The following is a 26,438-nucleotide window of genomic DNA, read 5'->3' as shown; positions in this document are numbered from 1 at the left end:
TGGAGGTGCCATGGCCCGCGCAATTCACGTATTCCGTACACCCGACCGATTCGTGGCCGGGACTGTTGGTCAGCCCGGAAATCGCACGTTCTACATCCAGGCGGTGCACGACAAACGAGTCGTGTCGGTGGTCTTGGAGAAGCAGCAGGTCGCGGTCCTCGCCGAGCGCATCGGCGCGTTGTTGCTCGAGGTCAACCGCAGGTTCGGCACACCGGTTCCCCCGGAACCCGCCGAGGTTGACGATCTAAATCCGCTGATCATGCCGGTGGACGCCGAATTTCGGGTCGGGACCATGGGGTTGGGCTGGGACTCGGAAGCCCAGACCGTGGTCGTCGAATTGTTGGCGGTCACCGACGCGGAGTTCGACGCTTCGGTGGTGCTCGATGACACCGACGAGGGTCCCGACGCGGTGCGGGTCTTCCTGACGCCGGAGTCGGCGCGGCAGTTCGCCACCCGGTCCAACCGGGTCATCTCGGCGGGGCGCCCGCCGTGTCCGCTCTGCGACGAGCCGCTGGACCCCGAGGGACATATTTGTGCGCGCACCAATGGCTATCGGCGCGACGTGTTGCTCGGGTCCAGCGATGACCCCGAGGAATGACGAACGCGAGGTAGTGCGGGACGGCGAGCTGACGGTCCTCGGACGTATTCGTTCGGCCAGCAACGCCACTTTCCTGTGCGAATCCACCCTCGGCGACAACACCGTGCACTGCGTCTACAAGCCGGTTTCGGGTGAACAGCCGCTATGGGACTTTCCCGATGGCACCCTGGCCGGCCGCGAACTCAGCGCATATCACGTTTCGGCCCAGTTGGGCTGGAACATCGTGCCCTACACCGTGATTCGAGACGGACCCGCCGGGCCCGGGATGCTGCAGCTGCGGGTACAGCAACCCGGTGACGCGGTAGGCACCGATCCCCGGCCCGGGCCCGACCTGGTCGACCTGTTTCCCTGCGGCAAGCCGCAACCGGGTTACCTGCCGGTCCTTCGCGCGTACGACTACTCCGGCGACGAGGTCATCCTGATGCACGCCGACGATGTCCGGTTGCGGCGGATGGCGGTGTTCGACGTCCTGATCAACAATGCCGACCGCAAAGGCGGGCACATCCTCTGTGGCGTCGACGACCGGGTGTACGGGGTCGACCACGGCGTGAGCATGCATGTCCAGGACAAGCTACGGACAGTGCTGTGGGGCTGGGCGGGCAAGCCGATCGATGATCAGACCCTGCAGAAGGTTGCCGGGCTCATCGATGATCTGCGTGGGAAGCTGGGCGAGACGCTGGCGGGCTTGATCACCCATGCCGAGATTGTCGCTCTGGGCAGGCGGGCGGAGATGTTGCTGGACAATCCCGTGATGCCTGGACCGGACCGCCACCGCCCAATACCGTGGCCGGCCTTCTAGAAGGTTGTCGCGAGTCCGATCCGGCGCGTTTGACCGTTCCTGATCGCCGTTGTGGGTGCGACGTGTTTGGTCCGGCATGAGCGCGCGTGCCAACTCGGCGATACTTGTGCGGTGAGCCACCCGCCCGCGCGCCACCTGACCGATGCGGAGCTGGCTGCCGACCTCGCGGTGGACGCTGGGAAATTGCTGCTGGCCGTGCGGGAAGAGGTTGGTTTCGACCATCCATGGGCGCTTGGTGACGCCGGTGACTTCCAGGCGAACTCCCTGCTGCTACGGCGGCTACGGGCGGAGCGGCCCGGTGACGCGGTGCTCAGTGAGGAAGCTCACGACGACCTGGTGCGGCTGAAGTCTGATCGGGTGTGGATCATCGATCCGCTGGACGGCACCCGCGAGTTCTCCACGCGTGGCCGGGACGACTGGGCGGTTCATGTCGCGTTGTGGCAGCGTCGCGCCAACGGCAGGCCCGAGATCACCGATGCTGCCGTGTCACTGCCGGCCCGCGGCAACATCGTTTTCCGCAGCGACACGGTGACCGCCGACGCCGCACCGGTCGGGGTGCCGGATGTCATTCGGGTGGCGGTCAGCACCACCCGTCCGCCGGCAATCCTCTATCACGTCAGTCGGACGCTGGCCATCCAACCAGTCGCCATTGGTTCGGCCGGTGCCAAGGCGATGGCCCTCATCGAGGGCAAAGCCGATGCCTATCTGCACGCCGGAGGCCAATGGGAATGGGACTCGGCGGCGCCGGCCGGCGTGGTGATGGCCGCCGGCATGCACGCATCCCGATTGGATGGGTCGCCGCTTCGGTACAACCAGCTGGACCCCTACCTGCCCGATTTCGTGATGTGTCGCCCCGAGCTGGCGCCTGTGCTGCTCGATGCCATCCGGCAGGTGTGGCGGTAAAACCGCTACCGGTTGGATCGGCCCCGTCCTACCGACCTAGTCGACGCCGCCAGTCTCTGGCCGACAGCATTCTGACCACCTTCTCCGCGAAGCTGCCCTTCTTGCGGCTATAGGGGTACCAGAGCAACTCCTTTTTCATCGCGACCCGCTCAGCGACGATGCTCTTGGGGTGGCAGTACTTGCGGATGCCTTCGGCGCCGCCGGAGCGGGTGCCCAACCCCGACTCCTTCCAGCCGGCCATCGGAACCCCAATTTGAAAGATGCCGGTGATCACATTGTTGATGTTCACGGTGCCGGTATTCAGGCGCCGGGCAATGTCAATTGCCTTTGCTTTGTCGCGTGTCCAGACGCTGCCGGACAACCCGAATCGGCAATCGTTGGCTTTCTCGATCGCCTCCGCAACGTCGCGCACCTTCATCACCGGCAAGGTCGGGCCGAATGTCTCCTCACGCATGCAGTCCATGTCATGGTCGACATCGACCAGCACCGTCGGTTCGTAGAACAACCCGTCCCCGCCGGGATCACGCGTTTTGCCGCCGATGAGAACCTTCGCGCCCTTGCAGACCGCGTCGTCGACGTGTCGAGACACTATCTCGAGTTGTTGCGCGGTAGTCATCGAGCCTATTTCGCACGAATAGTCATGCCCGGCATCCATGCCCTGACGCAGCTGCGCTGTCCTGGCCACCAATTTGCTCACGAACGTGTCAAATACCGGGGCCTCGACATAGATCCGTTCCACCGAAATGCAGACTTGGCCGGTGTAGGCGAATCCGCCCCAAACCGCGCCGTCGACCGCCCTGTCGATGTCGGCGTCCGCGCAGACGATCATCGCGTCTTTGCCGCCAAGTTCCAGCCCGCACGGGATCAACCGTTCGGCCGCGGCGACGGCGATCCGGCGCCCGGTGCCCACCGAACCGGTGAACATCACGTAATCAACGACGTCGACGAGGGCCGCACCGGTTTCTCCGAAACCGAAGACCACGTCGAGCACGTCCGGTGCACCGATCTGCTTCCACCCCTCCACCGCGTGCTGCCAGGCCAATGGCGTGAATTCCGAGGGCTTGGACAGCACGGCGCATCCGGCCAACAGGGCGGCGGGAACGTCGAGCAGCGGTACCGACAACGGACCGTTCCACGGGGTGATGACGCCGACCAGGGGATAAGGCTCGTAGACAATGGTCAGCTTCTTGGCCGCGTTGGCTGCGCCGTATGGGCGCACCGGCTGGTCGGCCAAAAACTCTGCGGCGTTGTCGATCCAGTAGTTGATGACCTGCACGGTGGCGATCTCGATACCCGCGTCACCCCAGGACTTGCCCGTTTCCAGCTGCAGCGGCGTCAGCAGATCATCGCGGTGGTCGAGCATCCAGTCGCGCCATCTGCCCAGCCAGCACGCGCGGCCGGACACACCCAATCGCTGCCACTCGGGTTGTGCGGCCCGTAGCCGTGCCGCCGCCGCCGCAACGCCATCGACCGTTGTGACTGGGACGGTTCCGACGATCTCGCCGGTGGCCGGACATTTGACCACCACTTCATCGCGGGTGTCGGCTTCGGCCGGGTTTGCCTGATTTGTCGTATCCATCATCACTGCCACCGCCTTTGCCGCCGGCGCCAACCGGAGCTGTTCGTACGGTACCCAGCAGACCACAAATTTCCGGGTTTGCAGAGCCCATTTTGAACAAGCGCGGAACCCCTCGGCAATGCCCAGCGGCCAGAATCTCCGCGTTTGCCCGGCTGCGCGTGATCGCCGGGCCGCGCTGGAACGCGGGTCACCCAGCGTGAGCCCGATGGCCGGGCTCCTCCTCGGCCCGCACCCAGGGCTCCGGCGTTGTTGATTAGCAGGCTTGTGAGCTGGGTTGATGATCTTTGGTGCCGCGCTATTGGGGCCGGAGTGTAGGCACGGGCTATCTGGAGAACGATCGAGTTGGTTACTGTTCGTCGTTGGTCTGGAGTTGCCCGTGCCTACCGTTTCAGTATTGCCTGTGTCGTCGGTTCCAGAGGTGTTCGACCGCTGGAGTCCTGGTGAGCGTAGCGAGCTCATCGGATCGGAGTTTCTCGGTGTGTTGGCCTCGGTGCTAGACCCGAGGGACCCACGCGGTCGGAGGTATTCGCTGATGGCTTTGTTGGCGATCGCGGTTCTGGCCACTGCCGCGGGGATGCGCGGCTATGCTGGTTTTGCCACATGGGCGGCCACCGCTCCCGATGATGTGTTGGCCTAATTAGGGGTCCGGTTCCGGCGGCCCAGTGAGAAGACCTTCCGCGCTGTTTTGTCTCGGCTAGACCCCGCCGACCTCAACGCCAGGATGGGCAGTTACTTCACTGCACACGTGGCCAGCAGCGACCCCAGTGGATTGGTGCCGATCGCGTTGGACGGCAAGATGCTGCGTGGTGCCTTTACGCGCCAAAGCGACAGCCACGCATCTCGTGTCGGTGTTCGCCCACCGTGCCCGATTGGTGCTCGGTCAACTCGCTGTCGCCGAGAAAAGCAATGAAATTCCCTGCGTACGTGCCCTGCTCACGCTGCTGCCGGGTAGCTTGCGGTGGCTGGTCACCGTGGATGCGATGCATACCCAGGTCGTCACCGCGAAGTTGATCTGCGCCACCTTGAAGTCGCACTACCTGATGATCGTCAAGTCCAACCAAGCCAAAATACTTGCGCGTATCACCGCGCTGCCCTGGGCCGAGGTGCCCGCAGCCGCTACCGACGACTCCCGCGGCCACGGCCGTGTCGAGACCCGCACCCTGCAAATCATCACCGCTGCACGAGGAATCGGCTTCCCCTACGCAAAACAAATCATCCGGATCACTCGTGAACGCTTGATCACCGCCACCGACCAGCGCAGCGTGGAGGTGGTCTATGCCATCTGCAGCCTGCCGTTCGAGCACGCCCGCCCTACCGCGATCATGACCTGGATGCGTCAACACTGGGGAATCGAGAACAGCCTGCACTGGATACGCGACGTCACCTTCGACGAAGACCGTCAAAGGGCACATACCGGAAACGGCGCACAGGTCCTAGCAACGCTACGCAACACCGCGATCAATCTGCACCGCCTCAACGGCGCCGACAACATCGCCGAAGCCTGCCGGATCACCGCTTTGACCGCCAACCGCCGCCTAGACCTCCTCAATCCACAATTCCCCAGCTCACAAGCCTGCTAATCAACAACGCCGGAGCCCTGGGCCCGCACCGCGGGCCGCGGGTGGGTTTGGGTCGCCCGCGTGAGCCCGATGGCCGGGCTCCTCCTCGGCCCGCACCGCGGGCCACATCGTCGCCCAGCCTAGAGTCGAGGCATGCAATCTTGGTCGTCTGCACCGGTTCCCATCGTGCCGGGGCGTGGGCCGGAACTCCGGCTCTACGACACCGCTGACCGGCAAGTGCGTCCGGTGGCGCCGGGAAACACGGCCACCATGTACGTCTGCGGGATCACGCCCTATGACGCGACGCATCTGGGCCACGCCGCGACTTATCTGGCGTTCGACTTGATCCATCGTCTGTGGCTGGATCTCGGCCATGAGGTGCGCTACGTGCAGAACGTCACCGACGTCGACGATCCGTTGTTCGAGCGAGCCGACCGTGACGGCGTCGACTGGCGTGACCTGGCCGCCCAGGAGGTAGCGCTCTTCCGCGAGGACATGCCGGCGCTGCGGGTCCTCACGCCCCACGACTACGTCGGGGCTACCGAGGCGGTTGCCGAAATCATCGAGCTCGTTGAGAAACTGCTCGCTTCCGGCGCCGCCTATGTCCTGGACGGCGAACATCCCGACGTCTACTACCGCTCCGATGCCACACTGCAATTCGGCTACGAGTCCGGCTACGACCGCGACACCATGCTCGGCCTGTTCGAGCAGCGTGGCGGTGACCCGGGCAGACCAGGCAAGAACGATGCGCTCGACGCTCTGCTCTGGCGCGCGGCGAGACCCGGGGAGCCCAGTTGGCCGTCACCGTTCGGCCCCGGCCGGCCGGGCTGGCACATCGAATGCGCGGCCATTGCGCTCAGCCGCGTGGGCAGCGGTCTGGACGTTCAGGGCGGCGGCAGCGACCTGATCTTCCCGCACCACGAATTCACCGCCGCGCACGCCGAATGCGTCACGGGTGAGCGGCGATTCGCGCGGCACTACGTACACGCCGGCATGATTGGCTGGGACGGACACAAGATGTCCAAGAGCCGCGGCAACCTGGTGCTGGTATCGGGGTTGCGTGCCGAGGGAGTCAACCCGGCGGCGGTCCGGCTGGGGCTGCTGGCCGGGCACTACCGGGCCGACCGGTTCTGGTCCCAGCAGGTGCTCGATGAGGCGGTCGGTCGATTGCAGCGCTGGCGCGCCGCGACGACATTGCCGGCCGGTCCAGACGCGGCGGCGGTTGTGGCCCGGGTGCGCCAGTATCTGGCCGACGATCTGAACACGCCCAAAGCGATTGCGGCACTCGATGGTTGGGCGACCGATGCGCTCGACTACGGAGGCCATGACGAGGTAGCGCCAAGGTTGGTGGCCAGCACCATCGATGCGTTGCTGGGGGTAGACCTGTAGCCCACGGTGGTACGTTTTCGGCCATGACATCGGTGCAGGACAAAGTCGTCTTCATCACGGGCGGTGCTCGCGGCATTGGGGCAGAGGTCGCCCGTCGCCTCCACAACATGGGCGCCAAACTGGTGCTGACGGATCTGAGCGAGGCCGAGCTGGCGACGATTGCGGCCGAACTCGGTGGAGACGACCGAGTGCTCACCGTGGTTGCCGACGTACGCGATCTGCCCGCCATGGAGGCGGCCGCCGATCAGGCCGTCGAGAAATTCGGCGGCATCGACATCGTGATGGCCAACGCCGGCATCGCCAGCTACGGTTCGGTGCTGCAGGTGGATCCGGAGGCGTTCAAGCGGGTGCTCGACGTCAACGTTATGGGTGTCTTTCACACCGTGCGTGCCACCTTGCCGGCGGTCATCGAACGCCGCGGCTACGTGCTGATCGTCTCTTCGCTGGCCGCCTACGCGGCATCTCCCGGGCTGGCGCCTTACAACGCGTCGAAGGCCGCGGTCGAGATCTTCGCCAACGCGCTTCGACTGGAAGTCGCAGACCGTGGCGTCAGCGTCGGGTCGGCGCACATGTCGTGGATCGACACCGCTTTGGTTCGTGACACCAAGGGCGACCTGCCCGCGTTTGCTGAGCTGCTGTCCAGGCTGCCCTGGCCATTGAACAAGACCACCTCGGTGAACAAGTGCGCGGCCGCCTTCATCAAGGGCATCGAAGGTCGCAAGACCCGTATCTACTGCCCGGATTGGGTGGGACTGTTCCGCTGGCTCAAGCCAGCGCTCTCCACGCCGCTGGGTGAGCTGCCCGTCCGTAAGGCCACAGCCGAGCTACTGCCCAAGATGGACGCTGAGGTGGCGGCGCTCGGGCGCTCCACCAGTGCCTACAACCAGGGCTTGGAAAAGCCGTAGCCGCGGGCTGCGCAGAAGGAAGTCGGTGACGCCGTGAGGGTGGCTGTTTGCGGCGCCGGCATCGCGGGGCTGGCACTGGCGGAGCGGATGTCGGCGCTGGGTGCCGAGGTCGTGCTCGTGGAGCGCTCACCCGGTCCGCCGAATCAGGGCGCCATGATCGACCTGTTCGGAGCTGGATACGAGGCGGCCGATGCGATTGGCATCCTGGACGCGATTCGAGACGTCTCCTATCCCATCGGTGACACCGGCCTGGTCGATGAGCTGGGCCGACGTCGGGCCGGTCTGCCCTACGGGCGCATCGCCAAGGCACTCGAAGACAGGCTGTGCCGGATAACCCGAACCGATCTGCACAAGGTCCTCCTGGACAACCTTCCGACCAATGTCGACCTGCGGTTCGGTACCTCGGTGTCGGAGGTGACGCACGGCGACGATCGCGCGGTGGTGACCCTGGACGACGGTGCGCGCCTCGATGTCGATCTACTGGTCGGCGCCGACGGGATCCACTCCACGGTGCGGGCACTGGCGTTCGGCGCCGAAGCGCAATATCTGCGCTACCTGGGCTTTCATTTCGCGGCCTTCGTCTTCGACGCCTCTGACATGGACGACACGGCCGGCGATCACGTCGTCATCACCGACACCGTCGACCGGCAACTGGGTCTCTACGCCCTGCGCAATGGCCAGACGGCGGTCTTTGCGGCCTATCGCGCTGCCGATCCCGAACCGCCTCCCGACGCCCGTGCGGCGCTACGGGACCGATTTGCGGGCATGGGCTGGCTGGTGCCCGAGGTGCTCGAGAGATGTCCGCCATCGGGGGACATCTACTTCGGGCAGGTTGCACAGGTCGAGATGCCGCGCTGGAGCACCAACCGTGTGGTCCTGGTCGGCGACGCGTGCTCGGCGGTCTCGCCGCTGACCGGGCCGGGTGCCTCGCTGGCGCTGGCCGGCGCATACGTGCTGTCCGAGCAGCTGCGCAGAACGTCATCGGTGGAGCGCGCGCTGGACTTCTACGAGCGGCTTTGGCGTCCGACGGTCGAGGAGAAGCAGGAAAGCGCGCGCGGTCTCCGGCTGGATGCTGTCGCCGTCGTCCTCACAGCTCTCGATTCGCCGCGCCGGGCTGCGCTTCACCTGGCGCCCGCTGATCAACCGATTCGTTGAGACAACTTTGGCCGGTGAGCCCACCGCCGTCATAGCCATGCTGCGCCAGGGGATGTCAGACTCCGACAGCCCGATTGCGTCCAACTAGGTTTGCCACAGCGGCGCTGCCTGGGACAGACCGGCGAGAGCTCGGCGGGCTAGAGTCCAAAACCTGGCCGGCGGCGCCGCAGATAGCGCTCGAATTCGGCGGCCAGTGCGTCCCCGTCGATCTTGCCCAGCGCGTCGTTCATTTCGACCGCTTCATCGCCGTGCTTCTCCAGCGTCTGCACGTACTCGGCCAGCTCGTCGTCATCAGAGGTCATCTCGGTGATCTCTTGCTCCCACACCTCGGCTTGGGCGGGCAGGCTCGACAGCGGTACCTCGATGTCGAGCACGTCCTCGACGCGGCGTAACAGCGCCACCGTGGCCTTGGGGTTCGGCGGGTGCGATACGTAGTGCGGCACCGCCGCCCAGAACGTCACCGCCGGGATCCCGGCCGCCACACACGCGTACTGAAACACTCCCGCAATGCCGGTTGGGCCCTCGTAGCGCGTTTCTTCCAGACCGAAGACCCGCGCCGACTCGGCCGAGTAGGCCGCGCCCGATACCGGGACCGGGCGGGTATGCGGCGTATCGGCCAGCAAGGCCCCGAGGATCACGACGGTGTCGACGTTGAGTTTCTCGATGATCGCCAGCAGCTCCGCACAAAATGTGCGCCAGCGCATGTTGGGTTCCAACCCGCACATCAATACGACATCGCGGCCACTGTCGGGTGGGCGGCAGTGCGAGATCCGCATCGCTGGCCACTCCAGCTCCCGGGTAACCCCGTCGATCTGTCGGATGACCGGCCGATTCACCTGATAATCGTAGTAGGCCTCGTCGTCGATCTCCACGATGGGAGTCGCGTTCCAGATGGCGGCAAGGTGTCCGACCGCGTCGCTGGCGGCGTCGCCCGCGTCGTTCCAGCCCTCAAACGCCGCCACAACCACGGTCTTGTGTAGTTCAGGCAGCTCTCGGCTGGCATCGGACGGGGTCATCTGGTCAGCCTAAGGCCTCGAGTGGGTTAGCTGAGCGCATGCCTCCTGACCGGCCGGATATCGCGGGCGCAATCGGTCGGTCGCTGTCAACGGCTGAGGGAATTGCATAGCGCCACTATGTTTGCTGTGTGTGACTGCCGCTGGCAGGCCCCCTTACGACACTGATCTCCTCGTGCTGCAGCGAGATCCTCAACGAAACCCGCCCTGACGTGCTGGAAACCATCCACCGGAACTAATTCGAGTCCGGTGCCGACGCGGTAGAGACCAACACCTTCAGCTGCAACCTGTCCAACCTCGGCGACTACGACATCGCCGACGAGATCAGGGACCTCTCGGAGAAAGGCACGGCGAGGACAACTTCAAGCTCGGCTATCGAGGTGCCCGCTTCGCCTTCGGCTACGGCGCCTGCCCCGATCCGGAGGATCGCGCCAAGATGATGAAGCTGCTGGAGCCCGAACGCATCGGCGTGACCTTGTCCGAAGAACTGCAGTTGCACCCCGAGCAGTCGACGGACGCCTTTGTGCTGTACCACCATGAGGCGAAGTACTTCAATGTCTAGCAGGGGTCGGCGTCGGTCCAGGTGCGTGGCAGCATGGGTAGCGTTGTGGTTTCGGCGAATCTGGTTTCCCTGCCCGCGGTGAGCCTATCCGGTTGTCCAGCAATTGTTTTGGAGATTTCTCGGGAAAATTCAGACGCATTCGCGCCGTGTTCGCTGACGGCGCTTGGCTCCGCTGCTGGTGGGTCCACTGTGGTCGGGTATCCGTCGGCGTCAAGGAATTCATAGCGGTACTGGCGTAGGCGTTTTGTGCCGTCCGGGCTCTGCGGGAGGCGGCTCGGGCCTGGTCGTCGGGCAGTCTGGCGGCCGGTGCCACGGCGTCGGCGGTGGCACCGGCAAGCGCTTTGCCGTTTGTCGTCGGAGTGTGGCCGCCGCCGTCGGGGCCGAGGACGGCGTAAAAGCTCTGGGCGGCAACGGGTCCAGCGGAGGAGGGGCCCGATGGTGCGGCGGCCGCGTGCGCAGTGGGAGTCGACCCGGCAACGGTAGCGCCGCTGCTAACGTCGGCAACGGCGACGCCGGTGGTCGCGGGTGAGATCTGATGGTTCGGGGGTGCGGACTGTGCAACGTCGGGCAGGGGCGGCGCCGTTTGTGGTGGGGTGCTGATGCCGGCAAGCCCGGCCAGCCCTACAGTCACGGCCGGTAGCCCGAGCGGACTGATTGCCGGGGTGAAAGGGCCGAAGTAGATCATCGGGTCTAGCACCGCGTATGCGACGAACTTGAAAACCGACCCGGACGCGAACGAGATGAATGAGTCCAGAACGTGGACAACGAATTTCTCCAACGGCCCCGAGAGCGTCTCGGCTGCCAGGTTGCGCAGGAAATTCAGGAAGCCCTGAAGCGCTTGGAGGATGATTTTCACGGGATCGGGCATGGAGCTAGTCGCGGCGGGGCGGCATCGGCCGTCATGATCTGGGGTGCGGGCGAAGTCCGGGGCGTCGCCGTCACGCTATGTTGGCTGACAGCCTGATAGCCGGTCATGGTGATGGCGGCCTGGACCCACATCCGCATGTAGTCGGATTCGTTGAACGCGATCGGGATGGTGTTGATCCCGAAGAAGTTGGTGGCCACCAATGCGCCGTGCACCGCATGGTTGGTGGCCAGCTCGGCGAGGGTGGGCATGGCCGCCAAGGCCGAGGTGTATCCGGCGGCCGCGGATTCGTGGGCGGTGGCCGCTGCGTTGGCTACCGCGGCGGCCTGGGCCAGCCAGTCGAGAAACGGTTGGTGCGCCGCAACAAATCGCTCGGCCGTCGGCCCGTCCCAGGAACCGGCCCGCACGGTCGCGAGCAGCTGGGTGAGTTCGTCCGAAATGTCGGTGTATTGCGTGGCGAGGGCCCGCCATGCTGCCGCCGCGGACCACAGTGCGCTGGGGCCCGGGCCGGTGGAGAGCAGGGTCGAATGCACCTCAGGGGGAAGCGCGAACCAGATCGGGAAGGTCATGAGCCGCCTCCTCCATCACAGAATAAAGTTAGGCTAACCTATCTTAGGTTGGCCTAATGTGGCCAGGGGGCTGGCGCGGGTTGGGGTGTGGTCGGCGTTGGCGCGCCCCGGTCGAGGGGGGGTCAGTTGGCTTGCCCGGTTTGGGCGGGGTCGCCGCGCGCCTCGGGTCGGGTTGGCTGAAGTCCCCTCTCCAAGGGGGCGCTGCCCGGGTATTCGACCGCGGTTGAATATTGCCGCTTGCGGAAATATTTGTGGGACATATTTGAAAGTTCTATGAGCGCCAGGGAAAGCTCTAAAAGTTGCCGATGGAAATGGTAGTCGTAGACGACCGTGTGAGTGGTTAGTTTGCCGAGTGCTCGACAAATGTTGCGCGATGAGTGGGTGACGTAGCGATGTGGTACTTATCGGTGGCCCCGGACGAGTTGGCGGCGGCGGCAACGGAACTGCGCGGCGTCGGCTCGATTGTCAGCACGGTCAATGCGGCTGCCGCGGTTCCGACCACCGCGCTTTGGCCCGCCGCTGCCGATGAGGTCTCGGCCGCCATAGCGGCGCTGTTTTCCAGCCACGCCCAGCAATATCAATCGCTCAGCGTCCAGGTGGCGGCGTATCACGACCAATTCGTTCGAGCCCTCGCCGCCGGTGGTGCGTCTTATTCGCTCGCCGAGGCCGCCAGCGCGTCACCGCTGGAGCAGCTGCTTGACCTGATCAACCTGCTCAGCCAGACGCTGCTCGGCCGCCCGCTGATCGGTGACGGCGCTGACGGCACCGCATCGGCCCCCAACGGAGGTGCCGGGGGGATTGCTCTACGGCAACGGGGGCAACGGCTACGACAACAGCGCAAGCGCCGGGGTTGCCGGCGGTGCCGGCGGATCTGCCGGATTGGTCGGTAACGGTGGCATCGGTGGTGCCGGTGGGGCACTCGCGGCGGGAGGCGCAGGCGGGACCGGCGGGCTGCTGTTCGGCAACGGCGGGTCCAGTGGGGCCGGTGGACTGGGTGCAGTGGGCGGCCAGGGGGGTGGCGCAGGGACGCTGTCACTGGTCGGAAGCGGTGGCGACGGTGGGCACGGCGGCGAGGGAACGCCAGGCGGATCCGGCGGCACCGGCGGCGGCGGCAGTGCGGGACTGTTCGGGCGCGGCGGTTTCGGTGGGAGCGGCGGGACGGGCGGCGATGGTGTCGTGGGTAGCCCGGCCGCGCTAGACGGCGGCGCCGGTGGGACCGGGGGATCGGGTGGCTGCGGCGGACTGTTCGCGGTGGGCGGCGATGGTGGCCACGGCGGGATCGGCGGCAACGGAGCTCGTGGCGCCGACAGGGTCGGCGATGGTGAGTCGGGCACCGCGGGCGGCAACGGCGGTGCAGGTGGTGCTGGTGGCGTGGGCGGCACCGGGATCTTGTCGGGTTCTGATGGCGGCGGCGGCGGTGGCGGTAACGGTGGTCGTGGCGGTGATGGTATTCGGGGTGCGGATGGGGTGCTCGACTGTGAGTCGGGTTACTTGGGCGGCAGCGGCGGGGCTGGCGGTGCCGGTGGTGCGGGTGGCGGCGGGAGCCAGGTGGGTTCTGATGGTGTCGGCGGCGCCGGCGGCACCGGGGGCGCCGGTGGTCACGGGGCCCGGGGCGCCGACGGCCTTCTCGATGGTGAGGCGGGCTCCAAGGGCGGTGCCGGCGGGGGTGGTGGCGCAGGCGGTGCGGGTGGCGCCGGGAGTCAGGCCGGATCCGACGGTGTCGGTGGTGCGGGTGGCGACGGCGGGGACGGCGGTCACGGCGCCTACGGCGACGGCAAAGCTGGTGGCGGCGGCGGGGCCGGTGGTCGCGGGGGCGACGGGGGTGACGGGGACACCGGTGGTGCTGCCGGCAACGGTGGCGACGGGGGCGCGGGCGGGAATGCTGTGGCCAATTCAGGGCGGGGAGGCGGGACCGGTGGAGCCGGCGGTGTCGGTGGGGACGGCGGCAACGGTACAAACGGCGTCGGGGGGGCCGGCGGTCACGGCGGGATTGGCGGCAATGCCGGCAGTAGCGACGCCGCAAATGGTGCAGTCGGGAGCCGCGGCGGTGACGGCGGTGCCGGCGGTAAGGGCGGGCAGGGCACCACCGGTGGCGACGGCGGTAACGGTGGATCCGCCGGCAAAGGCGGGACAGGGGGTGCCGCAGCTCAGACCAACGACGCGGGTGATGGCGGTGACGGCGGCGCCGGCGGCGACGGTGGCATCGGCACGCTCGGGCCCGGCGGTGACGGCGGTGCCGGCGGTAATGGCGGATCCGGCGGTGACGGCAATACCGAGCCCGTCGGCCACTCGCTCGGCGGTGGCGGTGGCGTCGGCGGCAACGGCGGACAAGGGGGTGCCGGCGGCCAGGGCATCACCGGCGGGGACGACACCGAAAACGCCGAGCCCAGCGCCGGCGGCGCCGGCGGCGAGGGCGGTATGGGCGGCGGCGGCGGTGACGGAGTCGTCGGGACCGGCGGTATGGGCGGCGGCGGTGGTCAAGGCGGCGCAGGTGGCGATGCCATCGACAGCTTCGGCGGCATCGGCGGTAAGGGTGGCGGCGGTGCTGACGGCGGTGGCGGCGGCGCCAGCTCGACCAGCACTGGCGGCGCCCCAGGCGGCGTCGGCGGCGATGGTGACGACGGCGATCCCCCGACCGGCCAGACCGGCGGCGGCGGCGGTACCGGCGGTGGTGGCGGCGCGCCGGGTGTTGTCTGAGCAAGCCGGCGGCTGGGCTGCGGCAGCACCAGGTGGTCAAAGTGGCCGACGGTGGGCATGCCACTGATGGGGTAACTCGGCCGCCAGGTGAAACCGCCGTGACTTTGCCTGGTGAGGCATGAAACAATCGCTGGCCGTGAAGACCTTCGAGGATCTGTTCGCCGAACTCGGTGACCGCGCCCGCACGCGGCCGCCCGGCAGCGCCACGGTGGCGGCGCTGGATGCCGGGGTGCATACCTTGGGTAAGAAGGTTCTGGAGGAAGCCGGCGAAGTCTGGCTGGCCGCCGAGCATGAATCCAACGAGGCGCTGGCCGAGGAGATCAGCCAGTTGCTGTACTGGACCCAGGTGTTGATGATTTCGCGCGGAGTGTCTCTCGACGAGGTGTACCGGAAGCTGTGAGCATGTTGCGGGTGGCGGTTCCCAACAAGGGCGCCCTGAGCGAACCGGCCACGGAGATTCTGGCGGAAGCCGGCTACCGGCGGCGCACCGATCCAAAAGACCTGACGGTCATCGACCCGGCGAATAACGTCGAGTTCTTCTTCCTGCGGCCCAAAGACATCGCCATCTACGTCGGCTCGGGACAGCTCGACTTCGGGATCACCGGACGTGATCTGGTCCACGATTCCGATGCGCAGGTGCGCGAGCGCTTGGCGCTGGGATTCGGGTCGTCGAGTTTCCGCTACGCCGGCCCCGCCCAGCGAGATTGGACGATGGCCGATCTCGCTGGCAAGCGGATCGCCACCGCGTATCCGAATCTGGTCAGAAAGGATCTGGCCGCCAAGGGTATTGAAGCAACGGTGATCAGACTCGACGGGGCGGTGGAAATCTCCGTGCAGCTGGGTGTGGCCGATGCCATTGCCGATGTGGTGGGCTCGGGCCGCACCCTGCGGTTGCACAATCTCGTCGCATTCGGTGAGTCGCTGTGTGACTCGGAGGCGGTGCTGATCGAGGGGAACGGCCGCGACGGCGCCGCCCAGGTCGAGGCCCGCGATCAGCTGGTCGCCAGGGTGCAAGGCGTGGTCTTCGGCCAGCAATACCTGATGCTGGACTACGACTGCCCGCGCGCGGTGCTGGACAAGGCCACCTTGATCACCCCTGGCCTGGAGTCGCCGACCATCGCCCCACTCGCCGACCCGGAATGGGTTGCAGTGCGGGCATTGGTGCCGCGCCGCGATGTCAACGGCACCATGGACGAACTTGCCGCCATCGGGGCCAAAGCCATTCTGGCTTCCGATATCAGGTTCTGTCGGTTCTGAGCATGTGCTATGGGGCGTTGCTGTGTTAGCGTCCCGCTAGGGCCGATTGCCCGCTAGTTGCATGGGCATTCCCCTTCACGTCGCCAGGCTGTTCGTCTGTCCCAGGAGGGATCGTTGTGACGCACTTTGTTCTTCTGCTGCTGGCTCTGCTCATCGGCGTTGTCGCTGGCCTGAGGTCGATGACGGCTCCAGCCGTGGTCTCCTGGGCCGCGTTCTTGAGCTGGATCAATCTTCATGGAACATGGGCGTCCTGGGTGGGCAACCTCATCACGGTCGTCATCCTGTCGGTCCTCGCGGTTGGCGAGCTGGTCAACGACAAGCTCCCCAAGACCCCACCGCGCACCGCGCCACCGGTGTTCGCGGTTCGAATCATCTTGGGTGCCTTCGCCGGTGCAGTCATCGGCACGGCGTGGGGTTATCGGTGGGGCGGGCTCGGGGCAGGAATCATCGGCGCCGTCCTGGGCACCCTGGGTGGCTACCAGGCGCGCACCAAGTTGGTGGCCGCGCGCGGCGGCCACGATCTGCCCATCGCACTGCTGGAGGATTCGATCGCTGTCCTGGGTGGTTTTGCCATCGTTGCGACAGTGGCCGCCCTGTGACACAGCATTACGACGCGATAGTCGTCGGTGCCGGCCAGGCCGGCCCGCCATTAGTGGGTCGGCTGACCGCCGCGGGCGAGCGCGTTGCGATCGTGGAGCGCAAGCATGTCGGCGGTACCTGCGTGAACTCCGGGTGTATCCCGACCAAGACGCTGGTCGCCAGTGCGCACGCCGCGCAATTGGCCCGCCGTGGCGCCGAATACGGTGTCGGTACCGGCCCCATCAGCGTGGACATGGCCAAAGTCAAGGCACGCAAAGACGGCATCATGCTCGCCGACCGTAAGGGTGTCGAGGATTGGCTGGACGGCATGAACGGCTGCACCGTGTTCCGCGGGCACGCCAGATTCGAGGATCCGCACACCCTGCGGGTCGGTGACGACCTGTTGAGTGCGGACCGGATATTCCTCAACGTCGGTGGCCGCGCGGTGGCTCCGAACATCCCGGGGCTTGCCGACATCGATTTCCTGACCAACGTGTCCATCCTCGAACTCGACACGCTGCCAGAGCATTTGGTCATCGTCGGCGGCAGCTATATCGCGCTGGAGTTCGCCCAGATGTACCGTCGTTTCGGTGCTCCGGTCACCGTCGTCGAGCGGGGACCGAGGCTGGCTTCCCGCGAGGACGAGGACGTCTCGGCCACCATCCGAGAGATCCTGGAGGCCGAAGGCATCAACGTTGTAGTTGGTGCCGACGACGTGCGAATCACTAAGCGCGACAGTAGCGTTGGCGGCTTCGAGCTGACTCCCTGCGCGGGCGCGGCCCCCATTGCGGGCAGCCATCTATTGCTGGCGGTGGGGCGTCGGCCCAACACCGATGACCTGGGGCTGGAGGCCGCCGGGGTGCAGACCGACGCCCGCGGCTACATCGTGGTGGACGACCAGCTCAAGACCAGCGTCGACCACATCTGGGCGATGGGCGACTGCAACGGCAAGGGCGCCTTCACTCACACGTCGTACAACGATTTCGAGATCGTTGCGGCCAATCTGCTCGATGACGACCCACGCCGGGTCAGCGATCGCATCACCACCTACGCCCTCTACATCGACCCGCCGCTGGGGCGGGCCGGGATGAGTGTTGCTCAGGCCCAGGCGACCGGGCGCAAGCTGCTGGTCGGAAAGCGGCCGATGACCAGGGTCGGTAGGGCCGTGGAAAAGGGTGAGACGCAAGGCTTCATGAAGGTGGTCGTCGACGCGGACACCGACGAGATCCTGGGAGCGACGATCTTTGGCGTGGGCGGTGACGAAGCCATTCACGCGATCCTCGACGTGATGTCGGCCAAAGCGCCCTACACCACGTTGTCACGAACGATGCATATCCACCCCACGGTCAGCGAACTCGTTCCCACGATGTTGCAGGAGATGGCGCCGCTGGTCTAGCGGCGATCATCAGCGCAGCGGGATGGGGCACAGCGGGTTTCACCCCGGGACATCGACATCTCCTGGCGCAATCGTTGTTGGCTTTGCCGGTAGGAACGCCGCGGGAAAATACGCCAGCGCCCCCAGGACGGCCGCCACCGCGAACGTCAGCGTGTAGGCATGCGAAAGGTCATGCTGCAACTCGACCAAAAAATCGGGGCCAACCGCTCGCGCCGGTACCGCCGAGGGGGCAATCGGCACGACGTGGCGCTCGGCGTTCTCGCGCAACACCGCCATGTTGTTTGCTGTCGAGATGGTGTGGCTCCGGCAGAACTGGTTGGTCAGGATCATCGACATCAGTGCCGCACCTATCGAGCCGGATATCTGCTGATTGACGCTGATCAGCGCCGATCCGCGGGCGATCTGATGCGGGGCCAGGACTCGCATTACCGACGCGGCGAGCAGCAGTCCGGTGCAGCCCAAGCCCATACCGGCGACGGTCAGGCCGGCCAGCAGCGTGGGCAGATAATCTGCCTCGTTGGCGACTCCGAAGACGAATGTGCCCGTTCCGGTGGCAATCAGAGTGAGTCCGATCAGCACCACCTTGCGTGGACCGCGGCTGTCCATGAAGGCGCCGGTAAGCGGCATGGTCAGCATGGCTCCGAATCCGATAGGGACCATCATCAGCCCGGACCGCATTGGAGTCTGGTGTAGCAGTTGCTGAAAGTAGCTCGGCAGTAACAGGCTGGCATCCGCCGCCCCGGCGACGTACAACAGCAGCGCCAGGTTGGCCAGCCGGACCACTCGGTCGGTAAACAACCGCAGATCGATTAGCGGGTGATCCGTTCGATACCAGACGTGCAGGGCGAACGCGGTAATCAACACCGCACCGCTGATCGCCGGTACCCACACGCGGTGATCGGTTACCGTGCCCGACCCTGGGATTGCTGATACTCCCAACAAGAGCATCGCGATGCCGGGCAACAGCAGTAGCATGCCGATGAAGTCGAAGCGTTCGGACGGTTTCGGTGGATCCTCCGGGACGAGGATCGTGGCAAGGCCGAATGCCAACAGGCCGGCCGGCACGTTGATCAGAAAAATCCATTGCCAGCCGTACGAGTCGATCAGCCAACCACCCAGAATCGGTCCCAACATCGGGCAGTCAGCATGGGAATGGCCCCTACCGCGAGCAGGCGGCCGAGCCGCCTTGGTCCCGCCTGGTGGGTCACGATGGCAAGGACCAGCGGCCCCAGCACGCCCCCACCGATACCCTGCACCACGCGAAATATGATCAGTAGCCCAATGTTCGGGGCGCTCGCACACAGCATTGAGCCGAGCGTGAACGTCGCAACCGCGCCCATGAACAGCCGTTTGGCGCCCAATCGGTCGGCCGCCCACCCTGTCATTGGCGTAGCGGTGGCCATTCCAAGCATGTAGCCGGCCACAGTCCAGGCGACAGTGGCCTGGGTGGAATGGAATGCCACGGTGAAGGTGCGTTGCGCGACGGTGACGATGCTGATGTCGAGGTTCGCCATGATCGCGGCTATCAGGCACACGCCCGCAATTCGGATGGTCGGCCAGTCGAGCCGGTCGGGATAGTTGTCTTGAGTCGGGCCCAGCTGCGTCGCAGTGGCGCGTGCATCGGCCCCGCAGGGCTCCATCGCGAGACACCTTGTACGGCACGGGTTGCTTTCGCAGCCCCGATCAGTTCGAAAATTGTTATTCATGCTCTGGTGAATTCACTGAGAGTTGTCTTATCCGCGAAAATACTTCTCAAAAGGCAACGATTTCCCACGCCCTGGCTGCATCGGGTTCCCGCGGTTCGCGCGTGAAATCGATGACGATCCGCCAGCCAGTCGACAGTATCAAAACGGCGTCAAAGACGCAGCCTAAATCCGAAGTGGCCCAAGGATCAATTAACCCGGTGATGAATTTCTCGCTGGGGTGACGGGTCAGGGCTCCGGCGTTGTTGATTAGCAGGCTTGTGAGCTGGGGAATTGTGGATTGAGGAGGTCTAGGCGGCGGTTGGCGGTCAAAGCGGTGATCCGGCAGGCTTCGGCGATGTTGTCGGCGCCGTTGAGGCGGTGCAGATTGATCGCGGTGTTGCGTAGCGTTGCTAGGACCTGTGCGCCGTTTCCGGTATGTGCCCTTTGATGGTCTTCGTCGAAGGTGACGTCGCGTATCCAGTGCAGGCTGTTCTCGATTCCCCAGTGTTGACGCATCCAGGTCATGATCGCGGTAGGGCGGGCGTGCTCGAACGGCAGGCTGCAGATGGCATAGACCACCTCCACGCTGCGCTGGTCGGTGGCGGTGATCAAGCGTTCACGAGTGATCCGGATGATTTGTTTTGCGTAGGGGAAGCCGATTCCTCGTGCAGCGGTGATGATTTGCAGGGTGCGGGTCTCGACACGGCCGTGGCCGCGGGAGTCGTCGGTAGCGGCTGTGGGCACCTCGGCCCAGGGCAGCGCGGTGATACGCGCAAGTATTTTGGCTTGGTTGGACTTGACGATCATCAGGTAGTGCGACTTCAAGGTGGCGCAGATCAACTTCGCGGTGACGACCTGGGTATGCATCGCATCCACGGTGACCAGCCACCGCAAGCTACCCGGCAGCAGCGTGAGCAGGGCACGTACGCAGGGAATTTCATTGCTTTTCTCGGCGACAGCGAGTTGACCGAGCACCAATCGGGCACGGTGGGCGAACACCGACACGAGATGCGTGGCTGTCGCTTTGGCGCGTAAAGGCACCACGCAGCATCTTGCCGTCCAACGCGATCGGCACCAATCCACTGGGGTCGCTGCTGGCCACGTGTGCAGTGAAGTAACTGCCCATCCTGGCGTTGAGGTCGGCGGGGTCTAGCCGAGACAAAACAGCGCGGAAGGTCTTCTCACTGGGCCGCCGGAACCGGACCCCTAATTAGGCCAACACATCATCGGGAGCGGTGGCCGCCCATGTGGCAAAACCAGCATAGCCGCGCATCCCCGCGGCAGTGGCCAGAACCGCGATCGCCAACAAAGCCATCAGCGAATACCTCCGACCGCGTGGGTCCCTCGGGTCTGGCACCGAGGCCAACACACCGAGAAACTCCGATCCGATGAGCTCGCTGCGCTCACCAGGACTCCAGCGGTCGAACACCTCTGGAACCGACGACACAGGCAATACTGAAACGGTAGGCACGGGCAACTCCAGACCAACGACGAACAGTAACCAACTCGATCGTTCTCCAGATAGCCCGTGCCTACACTCCGGCCCCAATAGCGCGGCACCAAAGATCATCAACCCAGCTCACAAGCCTGCTAATCAACAACGCCGGAGCCCTGCATCCCGGGGAGCCAACTAGCGGGTTGGAGGTAGCGCGCTTACTAGGCCGGGTAGCGCTGTGCGCCCAGCAGGATGGGGTCAGCGGCCGGGACTTTTGTCACCAATCCTTGGCCGAAGTGCTCCGATGGGTGCGAAGACGTTCATTTCGCTGCGGGTGCGCGCGACCATGGGGCGACAACACACTCGGGCTAGGGGATCGCCAAGATGAAGTCGTTCACGATCGATCCGCGTCGCCACGATGGAGTGATCTTCGTCCTCGACGGGGACGGACACGAACAGTCGATCTGGGAGCCGACCGTCGCACTGGCCCGAAAGCTCTGGCAGGTCGGAGTGGGAACCGCCGTCTATTCGCCCGCGGATGAGAGCGTGCGAGTGCTCGATGCGGCAGGGTTGTTCGAGCCAGAGCAAGTCAGTGCACCGCCACAAGCCTCGCGGGCGAAGCCCTACTGCGTCGGCCTCTCGGCTGCCGCCGCCAAGTTGGGGGCCGCTGTCCAACGGTTGGCAGTCGTGGCCGGCATGGATGGCGGGGTGGAGGCTGCCCGCGAGTGCGGCTTCGCCTTCGTCATCGGATTTGACCGGGACGGGCGGGCCGAGGAACTCCTGCGCCGCGGCGCGGACGTCGTCGCTGCCGATCTTGCCGAAGTCACCGTGCGTACCGGCGACGAACGCCTATCTCAGTGCCCCAACGCGCTGGATTCCTACGGTCAGGTGATCGGGATGGTCGCCGGTCGGCAATTGTTCGTCTGTATGGACTACGACGGCACGCTGTCCGAAATCGTGTCGGAGCCCGATGCCGCCACCCTGGTCGATGGCGCCGCCGAGGCGCTGGCGCACTTGTCGACCCAATGCCCGGTCGCGATTCTGTCCGGCCGCGATTTGACCGACATCCGCGACCAGGTAGGGGTACCGGGCATCTGGTACGCGGGCAGCCACGGCTTCGAGCTGATCGCGCCTGACGGTACTCACCACCAGCATGAGGCGGCCGCCGCCGCGGTTGACGTGCTGGCGAGTGCGGCCAAGGACCTTCGTCACGAGCTGGCCCAGATCCCGGGCGTGAGTGTCGAACACAAGCGTTTTGGCGTCGCGGTGCACTATCGCAATGTCGCCCGTGAGCACGTGGCCCAGGTGATCGCGACCACCCACCGATACCGCCGCGAATATGGCCTTCGGGTGACCAGTGGCCGCAAGGTCGTCGAGCTGCGACCCGACATCGACTGGGACAAGGGTGCCGCGCTGGCCTGGATTCGCTCGCTCATCTTCGAAGACTCGCGGGTGCTGCCGATGTACGTGGGTGATGACCTCACCGATGAGGACGCGTTCGATGCGCTGCGGTTCAGCGGCGTGGGGATCGTGGTCCGTCACGACGAGGACGGTGACCGACCCACCGCCGCCAACTTCACGCTGCGCAACCCAAACGAAGTCCGTGACTTCGTTCGACGCGGCGCCGGGTGGCTGGCGCATGCGCACGAGACGCATTCGCGCGGTTGGACTTTCACATTCGAAGGCTACGATCCGCCCAACGAGAAGCTGCGCGAAGCGCTGTGCACCGTCGGCAACGGTTACTTCGCCACCCGCGGTGCCGCACCCGAATCGAAGGCGGGGCAGGTCCACTATCCGGGAACATATGCCGGCGGCGTGTTCAACCGGCTGGACGACCTGATCGGGGGTACCAGGACAGCTCACGAAAGCCTGGTGAACCTGCCCAACTGGCTGCCACTGACCTTCCGGATCGACGGCGGCGACTGGTTTGACGTCGACGCGGTGACGTTGTTGTCCTACCGTCAGACGCTTGACCTGCGCGGTGCGGTGCTGACCCGGGAGCTGACCTTCCGTGACGACGCCGGGCGCACCAGTTCGGTAACCCAGCACCGCTTCGTTTCGATGAACCAGGCGCATGTGGCGGCGCTGCAAACCACCATCGTCGGCCACGACTGGTCGGGGACGATCGAAATCCGGTCCACCATCGACGGCAACGTCCGCAATTCCGGGGTGGAGCGGTACCGAAATCTGGCCAGCAATCATCTGCAGGGTCTGCAAAAGGCTGTGCTGTCTGAGAATTCGGTGTCGATGGCCGTGGAGACCACGCAGTCGAAGATCCCGGTCGCGGTGGCGGCCAGGACCAGCCTGTGGCGCGCGGACGAGCCGGTCGCGGCAACGTACCGGTTGCTCGACGAGGAATTCGAAATCGGCCACGAGATCTTCACCGAGGCCAAACTGGGCCAGCCGTTGACCGTGGAGAAGATCGTCACCTTGGTGAGCGGGCTTGATGTGGCCACCTCACACCCGGCCATCGGAGCCGAGCGCCGACTCGGTCGCCAGGGACGGTTTGCCGAGATTTGTGACGCCCACCGGATTGCCTGGTCGCATCTATGGGAACGGTTGTCGATCGAATTCTCCAACCACACCGAAGAACTGCGCGTATTGCGCCTGCACCTGCTGCACCTGCTGCAGACGGTGTCCTACAACAGTGCGGATCTCGATGTCGGAGTCCCAGCCCGCGGGCTGCACGGTGAGGCCTACCGGGGACACATTTTCTGGGACGAGCTGTTCATCTTCCCGGTGCTGAACCTGCGCCTTCCCGCGGTGACCCGATCGCTGCTGCTGTATCGCTACCGGCGCCTGCTCGAGGCCCAGCGCGCGGCCAAACTGGCCGGCTACCGCGGTGCGATGTATCCGTGGCAGTCCGGCAGCGACGGGCGAGAGGAAAGCCCCGAGCAGCACCTGAACCCGCGGTCGGGCCGATGGATACCCGATGCCAGCCACCGTGCGCACCATATCGGCATCGCCGTCGCATACAACGTCTGGCAGTTCTACCAAGTCACCGGCGATCTCGCGTTCATGATCGATTACGGGACCGAGATGATGGCCGAGATAGCCCGATTCTGGGTGAGTAGGGCGACCTATGACGCCGAGCGCGATCGGTACCACATCAAGGGCGTCATCGGACCCGATGAATTCCATTCCGGTTACCCCGACCGGCCCTACGACGGCGTGGACGACAACGCGTACACCAATGTGATGGCGGCCTGGGTGATCCTGCGGGCGATCGACGCGCTGCTGCTGATGCCGCTGCCGAACCGGTTGGATTTGTACGAAAAGCTGGCACTGACCGAAGAGGAGCTGGCGCAGTGGGACCACGTGAGCCGGCGCATGTTCGTCCCGTTCCACGACGGCGTGATCAGCCAGTTTGACGGATATGAGCAGTTGGCGGAACTGGATTGGGACGCCTACCGGCAGCGATACGGCAACATCCAGCGGCTCGACCGCATCCTTGAAGCCGAGGACGACGATGTCAATCGCTATCGGGCGTCCAAGCAGGCCGACGCGCTGATGCTGCTCTATCTGTTGTCCGCGGACGAACTGGGGGAGTTGCTGGACCGGCTCGGCTACCACATGGAACGGGACCAGATCCCGGAGATGGTGGACTATTACATGGCGCGTACTTCCCATGGGTCGACGCTGAGCGCCGCGGTTCACGGATGGGTGCTGGCCCGCGCCAATCGGGATCGCGCCCTAGAGTTCTTTCAGCAGGTGCTCGAGTCCGACGTTGCCGACATCCAGGGCGGCACCACCGCGGAGGGCGTCCACCTGGCCGCGATGGCCGGCAGCGTGGACTTCGTGCAACGCTGCTTCACCGGACTGGAGATCCGTGCCGATCGCATTGTGTTGTCCCCGCACTGGCCGGAATACCTTGGTGCACTTGGATTTCCGATTCACTACCGTGGTAACCACCTACATCTGAGGGTAAGTGGGAAGGGTGCGGAGATCAGCGTCGAGCCGCGTGATGTGCCGCCGGTCGAAGTGGAATGCCATGGACGGGTGGAGCGGCTGTTGCCGGGAAGCACCGTTCGATTCAGCTAGCGGGCCGTCAACCCCGGCAGCGCCGTAACTCGTTGTTCCACTGGCGCCGTCGCGCCGGTGTCCCGCGAGCTGCTCTATGCAGTACAAAGAGCCGATGAATTTGGCCCAAGTGACTTAATATCGTCCTGTGAAGTCACGCGAGTTATCGCCGCGGGTGCGTGACCTGATCCGTGAAGCGGCGCGGGTTGCGCTCAACCCCAGTCAACAATGGCTCGAAGAATTCGACCGTGCGACGCTGGCCGCAGCGCCGCCAATCGCCGAGAACCCGGATTTGGCGACCGTCATCAGCCGGGCGAATCGCGCCAACCTACGCCACTTCGCGGCGTCCAACCTGCGAAATCCGGGCGACCCGGTACCGGCGAACCTGGGTGCCGAGCCGCTGCGGATGGCCAGGGATTTGGTACGCCTCGGCCTTGACACGCTGGCTCTCGATGTCTACCGCGTCGGGCAAAACGTGGCTTGGCAGCGGTGGACCGACATTGTGTTCGGCCTCACCACCGACCCCCAGGAGCTGCGCGAACTGCTCGATGTGCCGTTTCGGTCGGCGGCGGCGTTCATCGACACCACGCTTGCGGGCATCGCCGCGCAAATGGAGCTCGAGCACCACGAGCTGTCGCGCAATATCTGCGCCGAGCGCCGCCGCATTGTCGAGCTGCTTCTCAATGGCGCACCCATCAGCCGCGATTCCGCCGAATCCCGGTTGGGTTACCCCCTGGATCGGTCGCATACCGCCGCCACCATTTGGAGTGACCGCCCCAACGGTGACCACCGCGACCTGGACCGAGCCGTGGACGCGTTCTGCAATGCCGTCGGGTGCGCAAGCTCGCTGGCCATCATGTCTGCCGCCACGACACGCTGGGTCTGGGTGCGTGACGTAGATGTCTTCGACTGCAGTCAGATTCGTCAGGTGATGCGCGAATTGCCGCACGTGCGCATCGCCATCGGAACCACCGAACCGGGAGTTGACGGGTTCCGTCGTAGCCGCCGCGATGCGCTTACCGCCGCACGCATGTTGATCCGGCTGCGCTCACCCCAGCAAGTTGCCTTCTTCGGCGACGTCGAGATGATTGCCCTGCTCACCGAGAACCCGGACGGTGCGGATGAATTCATCAAGAACACGCTCGGCGACTTCGAGGAAGCCTCCCCGGCTCTGCAACACACCCTGCTGACCTTTATCAGCCAACAGTGCAATGCATCTCGTGCCGCGCGGCTGCTGTACACCCATCGCAACACGTTGATGCACCGACTCGAAACCGCGCAGCGCCTGCTTCCCAAGCCTCTCGAGGACACCACGGTTCGCGTTGCCGTCGCTCTAGAGGTTTTGCAGTGGCGCAGCAAGCAACCCGGCAATCCCGCCGCGAGTGGGGCAGGCAAACCAGACGACCGCACCCCGCCGGAACAGCGGCCCTGAGTCTGGGGGCGTCCGGCGCTTCGGCAGTTGCTGCCCGAGTT

The 26,438-nt window shown here is 65.3% G+C and carries 14 protein-coding genes and 6 pseudogenes; 15 read left to right on the top strand and 5 right to left on the bottom strand.

Annotated features, from left to right (window positions below; genetic code table 11):
- The first annotated feature begins 10 nt into the window (after positions 1-10).
- The 3 genes from CKW46_RS18540 to CKW46_RS18530 all read left to right on the top strand — a co-directional run bounded on the left by CKW46_RS18540 (position 11) and on the right by CKW46_RS18530 (position 2,300).
- Complete coding sequence (locus CKW46_RS18540; protein ID WP_011740344.1) at positions 11-598, top strand: DUF3090 domain-containing protein; 588 nt, start codon at positions 11-13, stop codon at positions 596-598.
- Positions 582-1,397, top strand: coding sequence for an SCO1664 family protein (locus tag CKW46_RS18535; RefSeq protein WP_015356110.1), 816 nt, complete (start codon positions 582-584; stop codon positions 1,395-1,397). The genes CKW46_RS18540 and CKW46_RS18535 overlap by 17 nt, the downstream gene beginning before the upstream one ends.
- A gap of 111 nt (positions 1,398-1,508) precedes the next feature.
- On the top strand, positions 1,509-2,300 hold the full coding sequence (locus CKW46_RS18530; protein ID WP_015356109.1) for a 3'(2'),5'-bisphosphate nucleotidase CysQ: 792 nt from the start codon (positions 1,509-1,511) through the stop codon (positions 2,298-2,300).
- 28 nt (positions 2,301-2,328) lie between these two features.
- Here the strand turns inward: CKW46_RS18530 and CKW46_RS18525 are convergent, their stop codons facing one another.
- Positions 2,329-3,945: an aldehyde dehydrogenase family protein gene (locus tag CKW46_RS18525; RefSeq protein ID WP_482052245.1), complete on the bottom strand. Its 1,617-nt coding sequence runs from the start codon at positions 3,943-3,945 to the stop codon at positions 2,329-2,331.
- A 310-nt stretch (positions 3,946-4,255) separates the two neighbouring features.
- On the opposite strand from CKW46_RS18525, the pseudogene CKW46_RS18520 reads away from it, so the two are divergent.
- From CKW46_RS18520 to CKW46_RS18505, 4 genes and pseudogenes are all read left to right on the top strand, one after another.
- A pseudogene (locus tag CKW46_RS18520) lies at positions 4,256-5,459 on the top strand (ISAs1-like element IS2404/ISMul1 family transposase).
- Between the two features lie 132 nt (positions 5,460-5,591).
- Positions 5,592-6,827, top strand: coding sequence for a cysteine--1-D-myo-inosityl 2-amino-2-deoxy-alpha-D-glucopyranoside ligase (gene mshC, locus CKW46_RS18515; protein WP_482052244.1), 1,236 nt, complete (start codon positions 5,592-5,594; stop codon positions 6,825-6,827).
- Between the two features lie 23 nt (positions 6,828-6,850).
- Positions 6,851-7,732: an SDR family oxidoreductase gene (locus CKW46_RS18510; protein ID WP_015356107.1), complete on the top strand. Its 882-nt coding sequence runs from the start codon at positions 6,851-6,853 to the stop codon at positions 7,730-7,732.
- Positions 7,733-7,765: 33 nt separating this feature from the next.
- The gene (locus tag CKW46_RS18505) at positions 7,766-8,887 is read left to right on the top strand and encodes an FAD-dependent monooxygenase (RefSeq protein ID WP_252872615.1); all 1,122 of its coding nucleotides are present in this window, start codon (positions 7,766-7,768) and stop codon (positions 8,885-8,887) included.
- A 137-nt stretch (positions 8,888-9,024) separates the two neighbouring features.
- Here the strand turns inward: CKW46_RS18505 and CKW46_RS18500 are convergent, their stop codons facing one another.
- Positions 9,025-9,903, bottom strand: coding sequence for a PAC2 family protein (locus tag CKW46_RS18500; RefSeq protein WP_482052243.1), 879 nt, complete (start codon positions 9,901-9,903; stop codon positions 9,025-9,027).
- A gap of 349 nt (positions 9,904-10,252) precedes the next feature.
- On the opposite strand from CKW46_RS18500, the pseudogene CKW46_RS18495 reads away from it, so the two are divergent.
- Positions 10,253-10,462, top strand: a pseudogene (locus CKW46_RS18495) (vitamin B12 dependent-methionine synthase activation domain-containing protein); the annotation flags it as partial.
- Here the strand turns inward: CKW46_RS18495 and CKW46_RS18490 are convergent.
- A pseudogene (locus tag CKW46_RS18490) lies at positions 10,459-11,896 on the bottom strand (PPE family protein). The pseudogenes CKW46_RS18495 and CKW46_RS18490 overlap by 4 nt on opposite strands.
- Before the next feature lie 392 nt (positions 11,897-12,288).
- On the opposite strand from CKW46_RS18490, the pseudogene CKW46_RS18485 reads away from it, so the two are divergent.
- From CKW46_RS18485 to CKW46_RS18465, 5 genes and pseudogenes are all read left to right on the top strand, one after another.
- A pseudogene (locus CKW46_RS18485) lies at positions 12,289-14,593 on the top strand (PE family protein).
- Positions 14,594-14,711: 118 nt separating this feature from the next.
- Positions 14,712-14,993 (top strand): phosphoribosyl-ATP diphosphatase, encoded by a 282-nt coding sequence (locus CKW46_RS18480; protein WP_011740335.1) that lies wholly within the window; start codon positions 14,712-14,714, stop codon positions 14,991-14,993.
- A 2-nt stretch (positions 14,994-14,995) separates the two neighbouring features.
- The gene (gene hisG, locus CKW46_RS18475; protein WP_482052242.1) at positions 14,996-15,850 is read left to right on the top strand and encodes an ATP phosphoribosyltransferase; all 855 of its coding nucleotides are present in this window, start codon (positions 14,996-14,998) and stop codon (positions 15,848-15,850) included.
- A gap of 116 nt (positions 15,851-15,966) precedes the next feature.
- Positions 15,967-16,449, top strand: a complete 483-nt coding sequence (locus CKW46_RS18470; RefSeq protein WP_015356101.1) for a glycine zipper 2TM domain-containing protein — start codon at positions 15,967-15,969, stop codon at positions 16,447-16,449.
- Positions 16,446-17,825 carry an FAD-containing oxidoreductase gene (locus CKW46_RS18465; RefSeq protein ID WP_012394785.1) on the top strand — a complete coding sequence of 460 codons (1,380 nt, stop codon included), beginning with the start codon at positions 16,446-16,448 and terminating at the stop codon, positions 17,823-17,825. Before CKW46_RS18470 ends, CKW46_RS18465 begins: the two co-directional genes overlap by 4 nt.
- A 39-nt stretch (positions 17,826-17,864) precedes the next feature.
- On the opposite strand, the pseudogene CKW46_RS18460 reads toward CKW46_RS18465, so the two are convergent.
- Positions 17,865-19,465, bottom strand: a pseudogene (locus tag CKW46_RS18460) (DHA2 family efflux MFS transporter permease subunit).
- Between the two features lie 312 nt (positions 19,466-19,777).
- Positions 19,778-20,981: pseudogene (locus CKW46_RS18455) on the bottom strand (ISAs1-like element IS2404/ISMul1 family transposase).
- A 348-nt stretch (positions 20,982-21,329) separates the two neighbouring features.
- Here CKW46_RS18455 and otsB point away from each other — a divergent pair.
- The gene (gene otsB / locus CKW46_RS18450; protein ID WP_482052241.1) at positions 21,330-24,986 is read left to right on the top strand and encodes a trehalose-phosphatase; all 3,657 of its coding nucleotides are present in this window, start codon (positions 21,330-21,332) and stop codon (positions 24,984-24,986) included.
- A 127-nt stretch (positions 24,987-25,113) separates the two neighbouring features.
- Entirely contained in the window at positions 25,114-26,397 is a 1,284-nt protein-coding gene (locus CKW46_RS18445) for an Rv1453 family transcriptional regulator (protein ID WP_117436809.1), read from the top strand.
- Positions 26,398-26,438 lie beyond the last annotated feature (41 nt).

The sequence above is a fragment of the Mycobacterium liflandii genome (assembly GCF_022354805.1).
GTDB classification, from domain to species: domain Bacteria; phylum Actinomycetota; class Actinomycetes; order Mycobacteriales; family Mycobacteriaceae; genus Mycobacterium; species Mycobacterium marinum.
Note: the sequence above shows the minus strand (reverse complement) of the source record. Positions and strands in the feature narration are given on the sequence as shown.

Excerpts from the sequence above, each read along its gene's own strand:
- CKW46_RS18540 (WP_011740344.1), top strand. The coding sequence starts at position 11 with ATGGCCCGCGCAATTCACGTATTCCGTACACCCGACCGATTCGTGGCC.
- CKW46_RS18535 (WP_015356110.1), top strand. The coding sequence starts at position 582 with ATGACCCCGAGGAATGACGAACGCGAGGTAGTGCGGGACGGCGAGCTG.
- mshC (WP_482052244.1), top strand. The coding sequence starts at position 5,592 with ATGCAATCTTGGTCGTCTGCACCGGTTCCCATCGTGCCGGGGCGTGGG.
- CKW46_RS18510 (WP_015356107.1), top strand. The coding sequence starts at position 6,851 with ATGACATCGGTGCAGGACAAAGTCGTCTTCATCACGGGCGGTGCTCGC.
- CKW46_RS18500 (WP_482052243.1), bottom strand. The coding sequence starts at position 9,903 with ATGACCCCGTCCGATGCCAGCCGAGAGCTGCCTGAACTACACAAGACC.
- CKW46_RS18480 (WP_011740335.1), top strand. The coding sequence starts at position 14,712 with ATGAAACAATCGCTGGCCGTGAAGACCTTCGAGGATCTGTTCGCCGAA.
- hisG (WP_482052242.1), top strand. The coding sequence starts at position 14,996 with ATGTTGCGGGTGGCGGTTCCCAACAAGGGCGCCCTGAGCGAACCGGCC.
- otsB (WP_482052241.1), top strand. The coding sequence starts at position 21,330 with ATGAAGTCGTTCACGATCGATCCGCGTCGCCACGATGGAGTGATCTTC.